Here is a 20,240-nt window from a genome sequence, read left to right as displayed (position 1 = left end):
TAATGAGACATTTAACAATTGACAGTTCATTTATTCCAGTGAATAAAGATGAAATAGAGTATTTTGAACTAGCAAACAATATTGTTTTACCGAATTATTTAAAAGATTTTTTTGTGAAATATAATGGAGCATCAACTAAAGAGTACAAATACTATAATAAAGTTGATTATATTATAAATTCATTTCTTCCATTACTCAAAAATCGGAATGCTTCAGTTGAGTTAATTTTACCAGCAGTGCGAGACGAAGATGAGGGCATAGGAAGAAATGATTTAATACCATTTGCTACTGATCCTGGAGGTAGACCTTTCTATGTCTCAATTGGAAGTAATGATGAAGGAGTAATTTATTATGATTTAGTTGGTTTAGGAGATGATGAACCTTTACGTAAAATAGCTAATAGTTTTGAAGAATTTATAAATGGCTTGCATGAAGAAACTGCTAACGATTTATAGAACATTATACCCCGATAGCGCGGAATTGCATCCCGTGCCTACAATCAAAGTCAAATAATACAATTAAAAACAAAAAAGCAACAAGTAAAATTGTTGCTTTTTTTTTTTGAAATTTCCAGCTGGCGAAATGTCTCTCCAACTTTGCATACGATAGCGCGGAATTGCATTCCGTACCCACAATCAAAGTCAACCCCGATGGCTCGGATATGACGAGCATTCTCGATATTGATCGCGCGGAATTGCATTCCGTGCCCACACCGTGCATCAACAATCTAAAATAAGTCCAACATTACAACATCTAAATCATTGTCTAAGCCCGCATAATTTCTAGCAGAACTAAAATAATAATCCTCTAGTGAGCTAACTACTTTCTCTTTTACAGGATTGTTGTGTATATAATTCACTTTTTGTTTTATGAACCAATTGGTTTCAATTATTTCAGCGTGATAGCCGTCTTGCCACCCGAGCCTGAAAGTGCGAATTGGCGAAGCATACTTTATAGCTTTGGTCTCTCTTTAGATGCGCGCACGCTTTTTCAAAATAAGCCAAAAGCCACTCCCTGCGACTCTCTGGTTCTTCTATAATAGTTTGAATAATTTTCTTGGAAGTGAATTTTTTAAAATCACGCATGACATCAGATAAAATAAAACCACTTGTGGCTTTACACATTAAATGGATATGACTGTGCATAATGCAATACGCATAAATCTCAAGTCCTTTTTTCTCCTGACAATATTGCAAAGCATTAACAATATTGTACTTTTGGTTGAGTCGCGTAAATATATCAACCCAACCTACTGTTGTATTAGTTATAAAATATGCCTGATCTGTTGTTGCTTTATATTTTGTTGACATTTTTTTTATCTAAAAATACAATAAAAGCTACAAATAAAACAATCACATCGCTTTAATTTATTTCTTTTGGTTTAGATTTGCTTTGTAGGCATGAATTATGGCTTTGGGTTATCGTTGTGGGCACGGATTGCAATTCCGCCTTTACCCCGCTCCGCAAAGTCTCATGACTTTTGCGTTTTTTTTAAAAGTGCTTAAAGACCGTAAACGTGTCAAAGTCTCAGCTGCTCGAAGTATTCACAAAAAATGTACTTAAAGACGGCGGGTTGCTGCGCGAATGTCTCTGACTTCGCGCCATTTTAAATCGTAATGAAGCGCAGATTCGCAGATTAAATATTACTATAATCTGCGAATCCCGATGGCTCGGATATGACGAGTATTCTCGATATTGATCGCGCATTCTATGATAAAAAACAAGTGATGTTTTAAAAATTAACAGGCAAATTTATATGTGTTTATGTATGGAGTTTGTCTGTTAATTACTGAAAAAACGCGACCAATAATTTTACATTTTACATTGTTTAAAACTAGCATCGCATTTTTACCTTCTCCTTTTTTTCGTTCATAATACCCCGCTGCTCGAAGTCTCCTTAAAAAAACGTACTTAAAGATTGCGGGTTGCTGCGCGAATGTCTCTGACTTCGCGACATTTTAAATTGTATTGTATCGCAGATTAGCAGATTAAATATTACTATAATCTGCGAATCCGCGGTTATTTCACATAGGTAATTATATTTTGAATCCTTGTTTTTTGCGCACCTTGGCTAGTACACCATTGGCCACAGCCGATGCTTTTTGAGCACCAATTTTTAAAAGCGCATCTACGCCTATGTCTATATGACAAGCCATATTCATTTAATAGGTATTGCATTTGAAGGGGAATTGCAAAATGTAACACGTGATTTTAAGAAGTATATCTCAAAAAAATTAATTAAAGCAATTCAAGAACATTCCTAAAGCAGAAGAGAATGATTATTAAAAAAAATTTAGTTTTGAACCTCAAAAATCAGGAAGAGCAACAAATTATAAATTATAGAAAGATGGGTTTCATCCCGTTATTTTAGATACTTTGGAAAAGATGGAACAACGAGTAAATTACCTCAATTATAATCCAGTTGAAGCGGAAATTGTATTTCATGAAAGAGATTATGTAAAGAGCAGCTATAGAAATTATGAAGAAGAAAATACTGTTTTTTGTAACGTAAATGTTGAACCTTTATGGTAATCTGTCTAAATAAACCGCGTTGCAAACGCTTTATTTTTGATAATTAAGTAAGTAGGTACTCGTTGCAAACGAGCAAAATAGGGGTAGCAATAAAAACAATATGATTTACAAATACTAATAAAATCAACTGCATTGTCAACTAAAAAAAACCTCATAATCAAAAGATTATGAGGTTTTTGTGGACTGAGCGGGACTACAATCGAACATTTAATACCTATATTAACTTTTTTTGAGAGCTTAAAATAATGATTCAATATATTGATTTTCAATTTTTTAATTAATTTAATTCAATAATTATTTTTAAGTATAAAATATTTAATTAAGTGTTTTTACGAATTATTTAATTATTCTATTTTCATGATTAAAAAATTTAAAAGTAACTTGGCGCAATATTAACCACATTAATAAAAAAAATGAAAAAATTATTATTACTAACTACATTACTGCTTTCTATCGGAAGTTCTATCGGACAAACCTCCCCTTGGATTGTTATGACACAAAGTCAAATTGCACTGCTGCCGGTATATCCCTCTGGTTCAGGTTTTATGCCTTTTAATTATAAAGTTTTTACATTAGATTTAGCCTTGTTGGCAACCCAATTATCAGATGCACCGATGGATAGTGCAACAAATTCAAATGTAATTCTGAAATTCCCAAATCCTGAAGGAGGGCAAGATGATTACAAAATTTTTGAGGTTTCAGTAATGGAACAAACATTGCAGAACAATTTTCCAAATAATAAATCTTATATAGGTAAATCAATCAAAGATAAAACTCAAACTATACGGTTTAGTTTAACAACAATCGGATTTGATGCCGTAACTTATTCAGGAAAAGTAGATTCGTTTTTTATAAAAAAATACCGAAGTAATTTGTTTAGCACTTATATTATATATAAACATTCTCAATCAGCAATTAATCCTGTCTATAGAAATTCAATTCCGTCATCAATAAAAACAGACTTTGTGTGTGGTGTTGAAAATATTAGTAAAAAAATAATTAACAACAAAGCACATCAACAACATAAGTCAAATCAAATAAATACGGTGGATAAATTGAGAGTTTTTCGGTTGGCAATAGCAACAACAGTTGAGTTTTCGTCAAAAATTATAGACCAATTAGGTATGAATGCTAGTACAACTTCTCAAAAAAAATCCGCAATTATTGCGGGTTTAGTTCAGCTAGTAACACGCTTAAATTGTGACTGGGAAAGAGATTTGTCAGTACGTATGAAATTAGTAGCAAACCAAGAATTACTCATTTTTATTGAGACTGATAATTTTACCAACGGAAATATGTACACTCTGATAGATGAGTCGACCCAAATTACACCCATTATAGGAAATATTAATTTTGATATTGGACTTGTACTTGGCACTGGTGGTGGTGGTATAGCAAGTCAGGGTATTCTTCAGGACAATCAAAAAACACGAGTTGTCGCTGAATATGGAACAGAGGGAATAACAGGTGCCGTATTTGTGAATAGTATTACTCATGAAATGGGACATTTTTTTGGAGCGAACCATACCTATTCTGCTTCTGACTGTCAAAATGTTAGTGGTAGTTCGCAAATAGAGCCGTATGCTGGGGTTACGATTATGTCATATAACAGAAAATGCAGTAGTTTGCAACCAACAAACTTAGCATCATTGTTTGATGTTTGGCAACCTGTTAATGATCCCTTCTATCATTCAGAAAGTATCAAAGAGATGCAAAATCTTCTATCACAAGCTACCAGTGGTACTTATATACTTTTAAATAGTACCCCACCTGTTGTAAATGCCGGACTTGATTACACAATTCCCAAAGATACACCATATATGCTAAAAGCTACGGTTTCTAATTCAAATTCAGATGGTTATACTTATTCTTGGGAAAACACTGATACGGGTATTCAAGCAGAAACTAGTGCGACCGCTACAACTGGACCAAATTTTAAATTTTTTAAACCTACAAACGAACCGATTCGTTATATGCCAAAACTTGCAAAAGTACTTACTGGAAATTTAAGTAGTAAAAATGAACGTCTTTCGAGCGTTTCAAGAATACAAAATTTTACTGTTATTGTACGTGATAACTCAATGATTCAGGGTTCACATATTCGACGAGATGATATGAAACTTACTGTTAATGCCGATGCGGGACCTTTTGAGGTAATATCCCAAAACAGTGCTGGAATAACTTGGGCAGGAAATTCATCGCAAACCATTACATGGAATGTGGCAGGAACTACAGCAAACAACATTAATACTTCATTAGTCAACATACTACTTTCAACAGATAAAGGGTTAACTTTTACAACAACACTGCTGGCAAATACTCCAAATGATGGTACACAAATTATTTCAGTTCCTAATAACATCAATGCATTAGATTGCAGATTAATGGTACAATCTGTTGGTAATTTATTTTATGCAGTAAATACTATAAAGTTTGCAATTGCACCAAATTTAGCAACAAATGATTTCGAATTTGAAAATTTTGTACTATATCCAAACCCTAATAATGGAAGTTTCAAAATATCGTTTAAACCAGAAACTAACGACGAAATTAAAATCACAATTTATGACGTCAGTGGAAAAAATATTTATAATAAAACATTTCAAAATTCTGGTATGTTTGATCAAGAATCACAAATAAAGACTGCTTCATCGGGAGTATATTTTGTAAAGATACAGAACGGTGAAAATAAAATGGTGAAAAGAATTATTGTAGAATAAAAAGATTTTTACCAAAAGTCAAAAAAATAAAGCAGAATTGTCAACCAATTTTTAATCAAATTATGAAATTAAAATTAATCATCGCTTTACTACTATTTCAATTAGGGTTTTCACAACAAAGAACTTGCGGAACCGATGCGCAAATGCAAAAAATCATGTCGGATCCAATAGCAAAACAAAAACATTTAGATTTTCAAAAAAGATTTAATATAGAATTAGCAAAACTTCAAAATTCACAAAATGAATCGGCTAGAAGTACCAACGCAATTACTTTCATCCCTGTGGCGGTTCACTTTCCCGAAATTGCTGCAAATTCACCCAATAAAGCTTGTTTGATACAATTGGTGCAAAATCAGCTCGATATTTTAAATGCTGCTTTTACCGCAACAAACCCTGCTCTATCTTTGTGGACTCCGCAAGTGCAAGCTTTTTATCCAGGAACTACTGTGGGTAATTCAAATATGAAGTTTGTTTTAGCAACCAGAAACCATCCTGCTGGAACAGGTCTGACCAACGGACAGTCAGCAATAACATTTGGAACTAGTTTTCTTAACGGCGCAATTAGAGACATTAATTGGAGAGGTTGTTTGAATATTGTTGTTAGAGATACTAATTATGCAGGATATTATACAGGAGGAACTCCAAATGAGGGTAATGTGGTTGTTATAAAGAATATTTGTTTCGGCAGTGGCGACGGATGTCCTGGACATGTACCTACCAATGGATGGCATTTAGGACAAACATTATTGCATGAAGTGGGACATTACTTTAATTTAGAACATACTTTTGGAAAATCTCCGGGAGATGATGTATGTTTGCCTTCAAACACAGACTATGTTGAAGACACACCACAATGTTTAATGACCAGAGATTGGGGTCCCGTACTTGGTTCTATACCTGGTTGTGTGCCTGGAACTAAAGCACTAACAATGAATTTTATGGACTATACATTAGATGGTAATAGATGGATGTTTACAACAGGGCAGGTCGTTAGAATGAAAGCCTATTACAACACAGTTGCCAATCAATTTAATACAAATGTTTTAAGTAGTGAAGATTTTGAGTTTAAAGATTTCGCATTGTATCCAAATCCAAATAACGGAAGTTTCAAAATATCGTTTACAAGCGAGATAAACGACGATATTGAAATAGTAGTTCACGATATTAGTGGAAGAAAAATTTATAATAAAACATTTCAAAATTCTAGTATGTTTGATCAAGAATTACAAATAAAGACTGCTTCATCGGGAGTATATTTTATAAATATACAGAACGGTGAAAATAAAATGGTGAAAAGAATTATTGTAGAATAAAAGAGATTTTTACAAAAAGTCAAAAAAATAAAGCAGAATTATCAACCAATTAATAGTCAAAATATGAAATTAAAATTAATCATCGTTTTACTCCTATTTTAATTGGGATTTTCACAACAAAGAACTTGCGGAACCGATATGCACATACAAAAAATGATGAATGACCCAATAGCAAAACAAAAACACTTTGATTTTCAAAATAGATTTGAAATTGAATTTGCAAAACTTCAAAATTCACAAAGTGAATTGGCTAGAAGTACCAATGCAAAAATTATTATACCAGTTGCGGTTTATTTTACAGAAGTTGATTCAAACTCGCCAGACAGGCGATTCTTGCGGGAAATGGCACAAAATAAAATTGATATTTTGAATGATGCTTGTAATGCAACAAATGCAGATGTTGCATTGTGGACTCCTCAAGTACAAGCTATCTATATAGGAACTAATTAGGGTACGTTTAATGAACGGTTATCAATTGCAACTAAAAAACATCCTGCTAGTTCAGGACTTTTAAATGGTCAGGAGGCCATAAATCTTTTAAAAACATCCCCAAACTAAAAAATAAATTATGAAAAAACTATTACTGTTTTCAATACTATTGCTCTCCATATTAAATGCTTTAAGTCAAACCTCACCTTGGACGGTCATGACACAAACTCAAGTTAATCAACTGCCAGCTTTTCCTTTCTCAGATATGCCTCGAACTGGCTACAAGGTTTTTACTTTAGATCTTTCTGTTTTAAGCACTCAACTATCAATGGCACCAATGGATTCTGCCACAGATTCTAACGTGATTGTAAGCTTTCCAAATCCTGATGGCGGTCAAGATAGTTACAAAATCTTTGAAGTAGCTATAATGGAACAATCTTTGGCAAACAAGTATCCGAATATAAAATCGTACATAGGAAAAGGGATTAACGATAAAACCCAAGCCATTCGATTTAGTATTACACCACTTGGCTTTGATGCAGTAACAAATTCTGGTAAAGTAGGCTCATTTTTAATAAAGAAGCACCGTAGCAATTCGCTCATTAACTACGTTGTTTACAGACATTTTAGAGCACCAGGTAACTCAATTTATTATAGAAATTCAAATTCATCAGCAAAAAGCTCTGATTTTGTATGCGGTCTTGCTGATGAAAAAGATAAATTAAATTACGATAAATTAAAAAATTTACCAAAGTCGAACCAAAGAATTGCCGATGGAAAATTGCGAGTTTACAGATTAGCGGTAGCTACAACTGTCGAATTTTCGAATACAATTGCTTCTCAAGCAGGAATGGGTTCAGGTACAGTAGCTCAGAAAAAAGCGGTAGTTATTGCATCATTGGCACATTTGATTACACGATTAAATGGTGATTGGGAGAGAGACTTATCGGTACGAATGAAATTGGTAGACAACCAAGAAGCCATAATTTTTGTAGACTCTGATAATTTTACTAATGGAAATAAGTTTACCTTATTAGAAGAATCAGTTCAAATTACTCCAATTATTGGTATTACCAATTTTGACATAGGACACGTGTTGGGTACAGGTGGTGCTGGAGTAGCAAGTCTTGGCGCAATTAGATATAGCGACACAAAAACCCGCGGAGTAACCGAATATGACGGACAACAAGGTATAAATAACGACAAATTTAGTAACAATTTCGCTCACGAAATGGGGCATGTTTTAGGAGCGAATCACACCTATTCTAATAGTGACTGTAAGAATTTAGATAGTACAATACAAATAGAACCTTACGCAGGCAATACTTATTTATCTTATAATAGGTTATGCGCTGGATTAGCAGTTGATTCAGATGGATGGCAACCTATTTCCGATCCATATTATCACACGGCAAGTATAAATGAAATGCAAGATGCTATGGCTGAATCAAATACTGGTACTTTAATGACTATAAGCACGCCGCCACCAGTTGTTAATGCTGGTCCAGATTACACTATTCCAAAAGATACACCTTACGTTTTGAAAGCCGCAGTTACTAATTCAAATGCAGAAGGTTACACGTATTCATGGGAAGGTTTAGATACTGGTGTACAACCTGAAACTAGCGCAACGGCTACCTCTGGACCAAATTTTAAATTTAACCAACCTACAGCTTCTCCCAATCGATACATGCCTAAACTTGAAAAAGTTATTGCAGGAGAATTAAACACTAGAATGGAACGTCTTTCGAGTGTGTCTCGAGTACAGAATTTTGCAGTAACTGTTCGAGACAATGCCGTTATTCGGGGTTCAAATGTGAGACGCGATGATATGATACTGACAGTAAATGCCAACGCAGGGCCATTTGTAATAACATCACAAAACACAACCGGAATAACGTGGGCGGGAAACTCATCGCAAACCATTACATGGGATGTAGCAGGAACAACAGCCAATAATATAAATACTTCGTTGGTAAATATATTATTATCAACAGATAAAGGATTAACATTTACAACCACACTTCTGGCAAATACACCCAACGATGGTTTGCAAGTGATTACAATTCCAAACACTATTAATTCGTTGGATTGTAGATTAATGGTGCAATCTGTTGGTAATATATTTTATGCAGTCAATACTACAAAGTTTGCAATTGCAACGAATTTAGCAACAAATGATTTCGAATTTGAAAATTTTGTACTATATCCAAACCCAAATAATGGTAGTTTCAAAATATCGTTTAAGCCAGAAACAAATGACGTAATTGAAGTTATTGTTAATGATGTCATTGGAAGGAATATTTACAACAAAATATTTCAAAATTCAGGTATGTTTAATCAAGAATTTCAAGTCAATACTATAACAGCGGGAATTTATTTTGTAAAAATTCAAAATGGAAAAAATAAATCAGTAAAAAAAATCATAATAAAATAACTTATTTAAACTAAAAGTTGATTTGACCATTTTTCTTTATTTAAGTTAGATAAAAGCGATTTGTAATCTTAATACTATTCAACATTGAATGATAATGTACTTGTCATGCAATGTTGAATATCTTAAATCAAAATCATTATCATAACTACCAGAAAACATTTAAAAATGAGCAACAAAGCGCCGTAATGAAAACAACGGCGTGTTTTCAAGCTGCTATTCTTATTGTGCTGCATAGTGTTTGCGTAATCGGGGGGGGAGGCTTTTTCTGCCGACGATCGCTTGGAGATGCCAAGCCGAACAAAGAGAACGACCGGTGGGAGACCTATTGATTGCCAGTGATGTTTTTACTATATAATTAAATCCCTCTATTTATCAGGAAAGAAAGGTGCTTTGAAATAATTATGAGCCAAATCTTTTAAGAAAGGGTATCCTGCTTGATAGCTTCGATAATTATACTCAAATTCTGTTTCCTTATAAACGATCTTTATTTTAACTTCTTCAAAATTTAAATTTTTATCAAAGTTTTTTTTCAGTCTTGTTTCTGATTGGTAACGATGCCGAAAGGATTTTGAAAACAATTGTACTTCCAAGTCATTCTCCTTAGCAGAGATTAAATGGTTAGAAGCCGAATTTATGCAATGGTAAGGTACAAATAATCCTAAATCAATTTTATTTACAAGAATAAATTCTTTCATGACAACGTATTCTTCTTCCATATCCAATAAAGTAAGATATTTCATTATAATCATAAGAATAGGAGAAGTACTATCCGAAAAATAGACCGGTTTGACACCGGTAACAGTGAATCTAATCACATTTTCAATACTGTTATTCGCAACAGGATTAAAGTCTAAATTTTCTTTTGCACACTTAATTTGTCCTAGAACTAATTTCAAATAATTTTTAGCATTCTGTAATTCTCCAAAATCAATGAATAAATTAAGAATACTGATTATAGCTGATGAATGAATGTCAATAAGAGGTCTCAAGAAACATTATTTTGATTAATAATATTTTCTTGTTGTAGATGCATAGCTTTGTCATTGACTTTTCTATTATAAAATCTTTCAACATTCAATATAAGAAAAAAATTCCAGATACTAAAAAGTTCTTTTTGCATATCCTAATTTGCTCATATCTTCCCGAATGTTCAGAAGACAGACCATCTTTTAAATTAGCAATGGAAATTGTTCGTTAAAAATATTCTAATTACACTTTATAATAGAAATTAAAAACCTGATCGAAATACTTTGTTACAGCTTTGTCGTTTTCTAAATTGTTCTTTAAAATACAATGCCAGAATTTCATCACTAAATGGGTTAAATATCTCTTTTCGATTTCAAGGTTGTTAAATTCTTTCGATTCTGGATATACAAATAAAACCTGTAGCATAAAGCTACACTTTTGTAATTAATTTGATTGTTAAATTTTACAATAGTCGCATAATTCAAAGCAGAATATCTCCTTTTTCTATTGTACTAAATTTCAATATATTCAAAGATTTCCAGTAGCAATTATAAAAACATACTTTCTTTGTCAATTAACAAATTATAACACACACTATATTTATTAAAAATAGCTCAATACAACTAGTAATATTTTGTCTATTTTCACCTACAATAGGATTATTAATATAAAAACCAATTAGATTTAATGAATTTATTAAATAAATATGTTAAATTTACTTTTTTTATTTAAAAAAACAGACTTAAATTAGACAAATAAAAATATACAATACAAATGAAGAAATTTTTACTTTTACTACTGTTAACGATTTTTCAGTATGGCTTTGGTCAAACCACTTGGACTGGTGCAATTAATACCGATTGGAACACCCCCTCAAACTGGAGTACAGGCGCAGTGCCAACAGCCATAGATGTTGTTGTGATACCCAACGTAACAAATAAACCGATAATTACAGGTATAACAGCTGCTTGTGCTGATTTAACTATTAATGCTTTATCATCCTTAACCTTAACAAATAGCGTTACTAGCTTACTTAACATAGGCGGTAATTTTGTAAACAATGGGACTTTCACTTCAGTAGGAGCCAGCACTATCAGCTTTGTTGGTGCTAATCAAATAGTTGCCGGAGTGACTTATAGTAATTTAACGCTCGGCGGTACCGGAACAAAAACCTTTGCAGCCAATACTATTATAACTACTAATTTAATGGTCGTGGCGGGTGTTAAGATGAATTTAAATGCAATTAACACGCATCAAACGGGCACTTTAACTTTAGGTGGTGACGGAGCCCTTTTAAGTACATGGGGTGCTTCAAATACAGGAGCTTCAAATGGGAATAACATTTATTTTACAGGTCCGGGTAGAATTACTGTAACTGGAACGCCACCGTACCCACGTATAGAAAATAATTTTGCATCCTACACCAGTGGTGCTTCTGGAACGGTAGGCGCATCCTATCCTGAAGGCGCAACTTCATCACCAGTTACCGCTCCTGATGGTCTTGTTTTTATTAATGTAAACTTTGCAAGTTACGGCACGCCAACAGGTACAAGCCCAAATTATGTATTAGGAGCTTGCCACGCACTTACTAGTATTACAGAAGTTAATAAAGTTATTTTAGGTGTCACTACAGGCAAAGTTCCAACATTTAATGGAGCATATGGCGATCCTTGTGGAGGTACACCGAAACGAATAAACGTGGTAGCATCGTATGCAGAGCCAATATGTTCGGGCACAAATCCTGGAACTATAACTGGCTCAACACCCACTGGAGGAAATAATGTGTATTCTTATTTATGGGAATTTAATACGGTTGGGGCTTATTCACCTTATGCCACGACACCTGGTGTAAGTACCTCTAAAGATTATATTATACCTAGTGGTATCACGCAAACTACATGGTACCGACGAACGGTAACTTCGGGTATGTATTATACCACTACAATTGTGCTGGTTCAAGTGAACACAAATCCAACAGCACCAACCACGATAACAGGTGGAACGTCTATTTGCTCTGGTGCCTCAACTACCTTAACTGTTAGCGGCGGTAACAAAGGCGGCGGTGGCGGTTATGCACAATGGTTTACTGGTTCTTGTGGTGGAACCCTTGTAGGTACAGGTAATTCTTTAGTAGTAAGCCCTACTGTAAACACCACATATTATATTCGTTATAAAAATGTTTGTTCGGTAACCAGTTGTATAACAACAACAGTTACGGTAGCACCAGCACCGTCTATTACGACGGCTGCTGCTTCTGTAAGTGTTTGTTCTAGTGCAAGTCTTCAAACTACACCTTTATCGTACAGCTCAACAACTGGAACTCCTACAACTTATAGCATAACATGGAACGCAACGCCAACTAATAGTTTTGTTGCTGTTACAAATGCCGCATTACCTGCAAGTGCAATTAGTATAGCAGTTCCTGCGAATGCTACATCTGGCACTTATACAGGAAACCTTACCGTAAAAAATGCAGGTGGATGTGCAAGTAGCACAACTATTTTTAACGTAACGGTACAAGCAACGCCAACAGCAGGATCAATTGCGGTTAGTCAAACAATTTGTAATGGAGGTGATCCAGCGACTTTTACCAGCACAACAGCAGGAACTGGAGACGGAACAATTACATACAGATGGGAAAGTGCCGTAAGCCCATTTAGCTCTTGGAGTGCCATATCAGGAGTTACAACAGCCACCTATGATGCGCCAACAGGTTTAACAGCCACCACTCAATATAAAAGAATCACAATCTCAACTTTAAATAGTGTAGCATGTGAATCAACAGCTACATCGCCAGTTACCGTAACGGTGCAAGCAACGCCAACTGCAGGATCAATTGCGGATAGTCAAACAATATGTAATGGAGGTGATCCAGCGACTTTTATCAGCACAGCAGCAGGAATGGGAGATGGAATAATTACGTACAGGTGGGAAAGTTCCGTAAGCCCATTTAGCACTTGGAGTGCCATATCAGGAGTAACAGTAGCAGCCTATGATGCTCCAACAGGTTTAACAGCCACCACTCAATATAGAAGAATTACGGTGTCTATTTTAAGTGGAATAGCATGTGAATCAGCAGCTACATCGCCAGTTACCGTAACGGTACAATCAACGCCAACTGCAGGAGCTATTTCCGCCAATCAAACAATTTATTATGAAGGTGACCCCGCAGCCTTTACCAGTACAACAGCAGGCACTGGAGATGTTACAAGTACATACAGATGGGAAAGTGCGGTAAGTCCGTTTAATACTTGGAATACAATATCAGGAGCAACAGTAGTCACATATGATGCGCCAACAGGTTTAACATCCACCACTCAATACAGAAGAATTACTATATCAACATTAAATACTGTCGCTTGTGAATCATCAGCAACAACGCCAATAACTGTGACGGTATTAGCAGTTATTGTTGCTGATGACGATACCTTGAGTACGCTAGCTGCACCGTTAATATCAGGTACCAGTCCAGTAACAGCAGGAAACGTATTAGAGAATGACACTAGAAATGGAGTTGCAGCAACTACCACCAATACGAATGTAACACCATTAACCACAGGTCCATTGAGCATTGATGCTGACGGAATAGTAACCTTAGCGGCCAATACTCCAAGTGGTACGTACAGCATCACGTACCAATTATGTGAGGCCGATCCATCAACTGGATTAAATATGATCCCTGCGAATTGTGATAATGCAACGGCTACAGTAGTAGTTTTAAATCTAATAGACGCTGTAAACGATGGTCCAGCAACTGTAGCTTCAGCAACAACACCTACAGTTATTTTAAATGTAACAGATAATGATACTTTAAATACTATTGCAGTAACAGGGGCAAACACTGATGTAACACCAATTACTACAGGACCATTGAGTATTGATATTAATGGTAATTTAACATTAGCAGCCAACACAGCTTCAGGAACTTATCTAATTACTTATGAGTTGTGTGAATCTGGGGCAAGTCCAGCAAATTGTAATACGGCTATAGTGACTGTTGTGGTACAGAACCCATTAGTAGGAGTAAATGATGGACCACTTACAGTAGCGACTGCTGAAGTTCCCAAAGTTGTTTTAAATGTAACTATAAATGATACGTTACATGCAGATCCAGTTACAGATGCAAACACTAATGTTACTCCACAAATATCAGGTCCATTAAGTATAACAAGTAATGGAGAGATTACTTTAGCAGCAAACATAGTTTCCGGCACTTATAGTATTACATATGAAATATGTGAAGTAGGCGCAAACCCTGTTAATTGTACAACAGCAACAGCAACAATAGTAGTTCTAAATGCTATTATCGCTAACCCGGATATAACAGGAGGACTTCCAGGAGCTACAACTGGTTCTGTATTAGGGAATGATACATTAAGTGGAATTCCACCAGTTGAACCCGCAGACGTGATTTTGACAACAACAGCTTTAAATCCGGTATTAACTTTAAATGCAAATGGTACTATTACTATTGCAGCAGGTACACCTGCAGGACCTCAAACATTAGAGTATCGAATATGTGAAATTGGTTCGAATCCAGCTAATTGCAGTACAGCAACAGTAACGGTAAATGTTTTACAATCTGCAGTAGATGCCATTGTTGATGATTTTACAGCAGTACCATATACGGGAGGAAATGGAGGAACTACTACATCAGTATTGAATAATGACACCCTTAATGGAGCTGTCTTAAATCCAGCAGATGTTAATTTAACATTAAGTGGAACAGCGCCTACAGGATTTGTGCTTAATAGTAATGGTACGATAACAGTACCTTCTGGACAAGTTTCGGGTACCTATATGGTTTTTTATCAAATATGTGAAGCGATAAATCCGGGCAATTGTGATATAGCCAACGCTAAAATTCGTATTAGTAATCAAATTAATGCATTTGATGATGCCTTCCCTCCAAAAGCGCCAAGCACTACAGTGGTTACAACAGTTGGAAGTGTGTTCTCTAATAATGGTAATGGAGCAGATAATTTAAATGGAATAGCAGTTACATCGGCAAATACTGATGTGACACCGGTAACCACTGGACCATTGCGTATTGATGCAGATGGAAATTTGACTCTAGCTGCAAATACTGTTTCAGGTACGTATACCATCACTTATAAATTGTGTGAAGCAGGAGCAGACCCTGTAAATTGTACAAACGCAACTGCAACAGTAGTTGTTTTAAATCCAATTGATGCAGTTGATGATAATCCAGTTGCAGTAAACACAGGAGTAAATCCAAAAGTAGTGTTTAATGTAACAGACAATGATACATTGAATACTGTTTTAGTAAGTCCAACCAATACGAATGTTACCCCAGTTTTTGCAGGACCATTGAGTATCGATTCGAATGGAGTAGTAACATTAGCAGGAAATACACCAAGCGGAAGCTATAGTATTACCTATGAATTGTGTGAAGTTAATCCATCAACAGGATTGGCTGTAACACCAACGAATTGTAATAGCGCTGTGGCAACCATTAAAGTTTTAAATTCGTTAGATGCGGTAGTCGATACTTTAGGAACATCAGCAGCACCATTAGCTTCAGGTACTACACCAGTAGCCGCAGGAAGCGTGATCGGAAACGACAGCTTAAACGGAGTTGCCGTAACGACGACAAACACGAATGTTACACCAATCACTACGGGAGCAATTTTAGTAGATGCAGACGGAAACGTAACCATTGCGGCGAATACCCCAACGGGACCTTACACGGTTACGTATACCATCTGTGAGTCCGATACAACTACAGGAGTTAATGTAAACCCATCGAATTGTACCACAGCTACGCTAACCGTAAACGTAGTGGGTCAAATCATTGCAGGAAACGATACTTTAGGCACACCATTAGCACCATTAGCCTCAGGCACTACACCAGTAGCAGCAGGAAGTGTGATAGGAAACGACAGCTTAAATGGAGTTGCCGTGACCACTACAAACACGAATGTTACACCAATCACTACGGGAGCAATTTTAGTAGATGCAGACGGAAATGTAACCATTGCAGCGAACACCCCAACGGGACCTTACACGGTTACGTATACCATCTGTGAGTCCGATACGACTACAGGAGTTAATGTAAACCCATCGAATTGTACCACAGCTACGCTAACCGTAAACGTAGTGGGTCAAATCATAGCAGGAAACGATACTTTAGGCACACCATTAGCACCATTAGCCTCAGGCACTACACCAGTAGCAGCAGGAAGTGTGATAGGAAACGACACCTTAAACGGAGTTGCCGTAACGATTGCAAACACGAATGTTACACCAATCACTACGGGACCAATTTTAGTAGATGCGGACGGAAACGTTACCATTGCGGCGAATACCCCAACGGGACCTTACACGGTTACGTATACCATCTGTGAGTCCGATACGACTACAGGAGTTAATGTAAGCCCATCGAATTGTACCACAGCTACGCTAACCGTAAACGTAGTAGGTCAAATCATAGCAGGAAACGATACTTTAGGCACACCAGCAGCACCATTAGCTTCAGGTACTACACCAGTAGCAGCAGGAAGTGTGATAGGAAACGACACCTTAAACGGAGTTGCAGTAACGATTGCAAACACAAATGTTACCCCAATCACTACGGGATCAATTTTAGTAGATGCAGACGGGAATGTAACCATTGCGGCGAATACCCCAACGGGACCTTACACGGTTACCTATACCATCTGTGAGTCAGATACTACAACAGGAGTTAATGTAAGCCCATCGAATTGTACCACAGCTACGCTAACCGTAAACGTAGTAGGTCAAATCATTGCAGGAATCGATACATTAGGGACACCAGCAGCACCATTAGCTTCAGGCACTACACCAGTAGCAGCAGGAAGTGTGATAGGAAACGACACCTTAAATGGAGTTGCCGTAACCACAACAAACACGAATGTTACACCAATCACTACAGGACCAATTTTAGTAGATGCAGACGGGAATGTAACCATTGCGGTGAATACCCCAACGGGACCTTACACGGTTACGTATACCATCTGTGAGTCCGATACAACTACAGGCGTTAATGTAAGTCCATCGAATTGTACCACAGCTACGCTAACCGTAAACGTAGTAGGTCAAATCATAGCAGGAAACGATACTTTAGGCACACCATTAGCACCATTAGCTTCAGGTACTACACCAGTAGCAGCAGGAAGTGTGATAGGAAACGACACCTTAAACGGAGTTGCAGTAACGATTGCAAACACAAATGTTACCCCAATCACTACGGGAGCAATTTTAGTAGATGCAGACGGAAACGTAACCATTGCAGCCAATACCCCAACGGGACCTTACACGGTTACCTATACCATCTGTGAGTCAGATACCACCACAGGAGTTAATGTAAACCCATCGAATTGTACCACAGCTACGCTAACCGTAAACGTAGTGGGTCAAATCATTGCAGGAAACGATACTTTAGGCACACCATTAGCACCATTAGCCTCAGGCACTACACCAGTAGCAGCAGGAAGTGTGATAGGAAACGACACCTTAAACGGAGTTGCCGTGACCACTACAAACACGAATGTTACACCAATCACTACGGGAGCAATTTTAGTAGATGCAGACGGAAATGTAACCATTGCGGCGAATACCCCAACGGGACCTTACACGGTTACTTATACCATCTGTGAGTCAGACACCACCACAGGAGTTAATGTAAACCCATCGAATTGTACCACAGCTACGCTAACCGTAAACGTAGTGGGTCAAATCATTGCAAATGACGATACTTTAGGAACACCATTAGCACCATTAGCTTCAGGCACTACACCAGTAGCAGCAGGAAGTGTGATAGGAAACGACACCTTAAACGGAGTTGCCGTAACGATTGCAAACACGAATGTTACACCAATCACTACGGGAGCAATTTTAGTAGATGCAGACGGAAATGTAACCATTGCGGCGAATACCCCAACGGGACCTTACACGGTTACGTATACCATCTGTGAGTCAGACACCACCACAGGAGTTAATGTAAACCCATCGAATTGTACCACAGCTACGCTAACAGTAGTGGTAAGCAATCCATTGGTAGCCAATAATGATACATTTCCATCTACAGGAGGAAACGTGACAACAAACGATACTTTAAACGGAGTGCCAGCAACTGCAGCTAATACTGACGTGACACCAGTAACAAATGGTCCATTGAGTATTGATACAGACGGGAATTTGACAGTAGCTCCAAACACGCCAGCAGGCACGTACACGATAGTATATGAAATCTGCGAAGCAGGTGCAATTCCAGTAAATTGCAAAACTGCTACAGCAACGATTAATTATGTAAATCCATTAGTTGCTAGTAATGATACTTTTACAGCAACAGGAGGAAATGTATTAGGGAATGACAGTGTCAATGGCGCACCCGCTACGATGACCAATATTGTAGTAACGCCAGTAAGCGCAGGCCCATTAAGTTTAGATTTGTCTGGAAACCTTACAGTAGCACCAAACACACCAAGTGGGACCTATATTATTGTTTATGAAATTTGTCAAACAGGAATGACACCTGCAAATTGCACCACAGCTACAGTAACGGTAGTTGTCAATAACTTAATTACTGCCAATAATAATTCTTTCCCGCCAACAGGGGGTAATGTAATAGGAAATGATACGGTTAATGGAATGCAAGCTACCGCAGCCAATACTGATGTGACACCAGTAACAAATGGCCCATTGAGTATAGATATTGATGGAAACTTAACAGTAGCGCCAAACACACCAAGTGGAACATACTCCATTACATATGAGATCTGTGAAGCAGGAGCAAAACCATCAAATTGTACACGAGCTACAGCAACTGTGGTGGTAAACAATGCAATTGTTGCTATTAATGATACAATACCGGCCACAGGAGGAAGCGTACTTGCAAATGATACCATTAACGGAGCACCAGCTACCATAGCTAATACTGATGTTACATCAGTAACAAATGGTCCATTAAGTATAGACGCAAATGGAAACTTGACAGTAGCACCTAATACAATAGCAGGAACCTACACGATTACTTACCAAGTTTGTGAAACAGGCTCTAACCCGTTGATCTGTACTACAGCCCAAGCTACTGTAGTTGTAGGTGAAGTGCCAGCAATAGCCATCATTAAAACAGCTGTTTTCAATGACGAAAATGGAGATGGATTTGCACAAGCAGGCGAGAGTATAACCTATAGCTTTGCGGTAGCCAACTTAGGAAACACGCCATTAAGCAATGTAACGGTAACAGATGTGCTACCAGGTTTGATATTATCAGGTAATAGCATACCTTTATTACTAGTAGGAGCGACAAACAATACGGCCTATCAAGGAGTGTATCGATTGACACAAGCCGACATCAATTTGGGAAGTGTAACCAATCAAGCCAAGGCAACAGGAGTAACACCTCTTGGTGCTATAGTAAGTGATTTATCAGATGATTCAAATAATCTTAGTGATAGACCAACTGTTCTAGCTATTCAAGGATGTGTAATTGAAGTGTTTAATGCAGTAGCTCCAAATGGAAACGGTGACAACAAAGTTTTCCGCATCAGAGGTTTAGAATGTTATGCTGATAACACAGTAGAAATATACAACCGTTGGGGAGTATTGGTATTTGAAAGAGCAGGATACAACAATGACGATAGAGCTTTTAGAGGAGTTTCAGAAGGTAGAGTAACAGTAAAACAAGCTGAAGAGCTACCTGAAGCAACCTATTATTATATTTTGAGATATAAAGATAATGCAGGAACAAGTTTCGAGAAAGCAGGATATTTATACATTAATAGGTAATCAATCTAAATTTCTTAAGTCTAAAATAATAGAATATGAAAACAAAATTTATACTAATGTTGCTGTTGC

Annotated in this window: 8 protein-coding genes and 1 pseudogene; 7 read left to right on the top strand and 2 right to left on the bottom strand. The window is 36.7% G+C overall.

Translation table 11 applies throughout. The annotated features are described in order from the left end of the window. Window positions 1-2 precede the first annotated feature (2 nt). Complete coding sequence (locus ACNQGO_RS09580) at window positions 3-455, top strand: SMI1/KNR4 family protein (RefSeq protein ID WP_417946039.1); 453 nt, start codon at window positions 3-5, stop codon at window positions 453-455. Between the two features lie 272 nt (window positions 456-727). Here the strand turns inward: ACNQGO_RS09580 and ACNQGO_RS09575 are convergent. Further along, window positions 728-1,310, bottom strand: a pseudogene (locus tag ACNQGO_RS09575) (REP-associated tyrosine transposase). A gap of 1,075 nt (window positions 1,311-2,385) precedes the next feature. On the opposite strand from ACNQGO_RS09575, the gene ACNQGO_RS09570 reads away from it, so the two are divergent. From ACNQGO_RS09570 to ACNQGO_RS09550, 5 genes are all read left to right on the top strand, one after another. Next, entirely contained in the window at window positions 2,386-2,532 is a 147-nt protein-coding gene (locus ACNQGO_RS09570; RefSeq protein ID WP_417947986.1) for a hypothetical protein, read from the top strand. 413 nt (window positions 2,533-2,945) lie between these two features. Further along, entirely contained in the window at window positions 2,946-5,252 is a 2,307-nt protein-coding gene (locus ACNQGO_RS09565; RefSeq protein WP_417985113.1) for a zinc-dependent metalloprotease, read from the top strand. Between the two features lie 62 nt (window positions 5,253-5,314). Continuing rightward, entirely contained in the window at window positions 5,315-6,565 is a 1,251-nt protein-coding gene (locus tag ACNQGO_RS09560) for a zinc-dependent metalloprotease (RefSeq protein WP_417985112.1), read from the top strand. A 138-nt stretch (window positions 6,566-6,703) separates the two neighbouring features. Continuing rightward, window positions 6,704-7,015 (top strand): hypothetical protein, encoded by a 312-nt coding sequence (locus ACNQGO_RS09555; RefSeq protein ID WP_417979186.1) that lies wholly within the window; start codon window positions 6,704-6,706, stop codon window positions 7,013-7,015. A gap of 118 nt (window positions 7,016-7,133) precedes the next feature. Beyond that, the gene (locus tag ACNQGO_RS09550; RefSeq protein ID WP_417985111.1) at window positions 7,134-9,431 is read left to right on the top strand and encodes a zinc-dependent metalloprotease; all 2,298 of its coding nucleotides are present in this window, start codon (window positions 7,134-7,136) and stop codon (window positions 9,429-9,431) included. Between the two features lie 365 nt (window positions 9,432-9,796). Here ACNQGO_RS09550 and ACNQGO_RS09545 read toward each other — a convergent pair whose 3' ends face one another. Then, window positions 9,797-10,420 carry a hypothetical protein gene (locus ACNQGO_RS09545; protein ID WP_417968236.1) on the bottom strand — a complete coding sequence of 208 codons (624 nt, stop codon included), beginning with the start codon at window positions 10,418-10,420 and terminating at the stop codon, window positions 9,797-9,799. Between the two features lie 751 nt (window positions 10,421-11,171). Between ACNQGO_RS09545 and ACNQGO_RS09540 the strand changes: the two genes are divergently transcribed. Then, entirely contained in the window at window positions 11,172-20,171 is a 9,000-nt protein-coding gene (locus tag ACNQGO_RS09540; protein ID WP_417985110.1) for a T9SS type B sorting domain-containing protein, read from the top strand. Window positions 20,172-20,240 lie beyond the last annotated feature (69 nt).

Source organism: Flavobacterium frigidum (assembly GCF_048286735.1).
Classification (GTDB): domain Bacteria; phylum Bacteroidota; class Bacteroidia; order Flavobacteriales; family Flavobacteriaceae; genus Flavobacterium.
Note: the sequence above shows the minus strand (reverse complement) of the source record. Positions and strands in the feature narration are given on the sequence as shown.

Bases quoted from the DNA above. Each gene is read 5' to 3' on its own strand.
- ACNQGO_RS09580 (WP_417946039.1), top strand. From the start codon at position 3: ATGAGACATTTAACAATTGACAGTTCATTTATTCCAGTGAATAAAGAT.
- ACNQGO_RS09570 (WP_417947986.1), top strand. From the start codon at position 2,386: ATGGAACAACGAGTAAATTACCTCAATTATAATCCAGTTGAAGCGGAA.
- ACNQGO_RS09565 (WP_417985113.1), top strand. From the start codon at position 2,946: ATGAAAAAATTATTATTACTAACTACATTACTGCTTTCTATCGGAAGT.
- ACNQGO_RS09560 (WP_417985112.1), top strand. From the start codon at position 5,315: ATGAAATTAAAATTAATCATCGCTTTACTACTATTTCAATTAGGGTTT.
- ACNQGO_RS09555 (WP_417979186.1), top strand. From the start codon at position 6,704: ATGCACATACAAAAAATGATGAATGACCCAATAGCAAAACAAAAACAC.
- ACNQGO_RS09550 (WP_417985111.1), top strand. From the start codon at position 7,134: ATGAAAAAACTATTACTGTTTTCAATACTATTGCTCTCCATATTAAAT.
- ACNQGO_RS09540 (WP_417985110.1), top strand. From the start codon at position 11,172: ATGAAGAAATTTTTACTTTTACTACTGTTAACGATTTTTCAGTATGGC.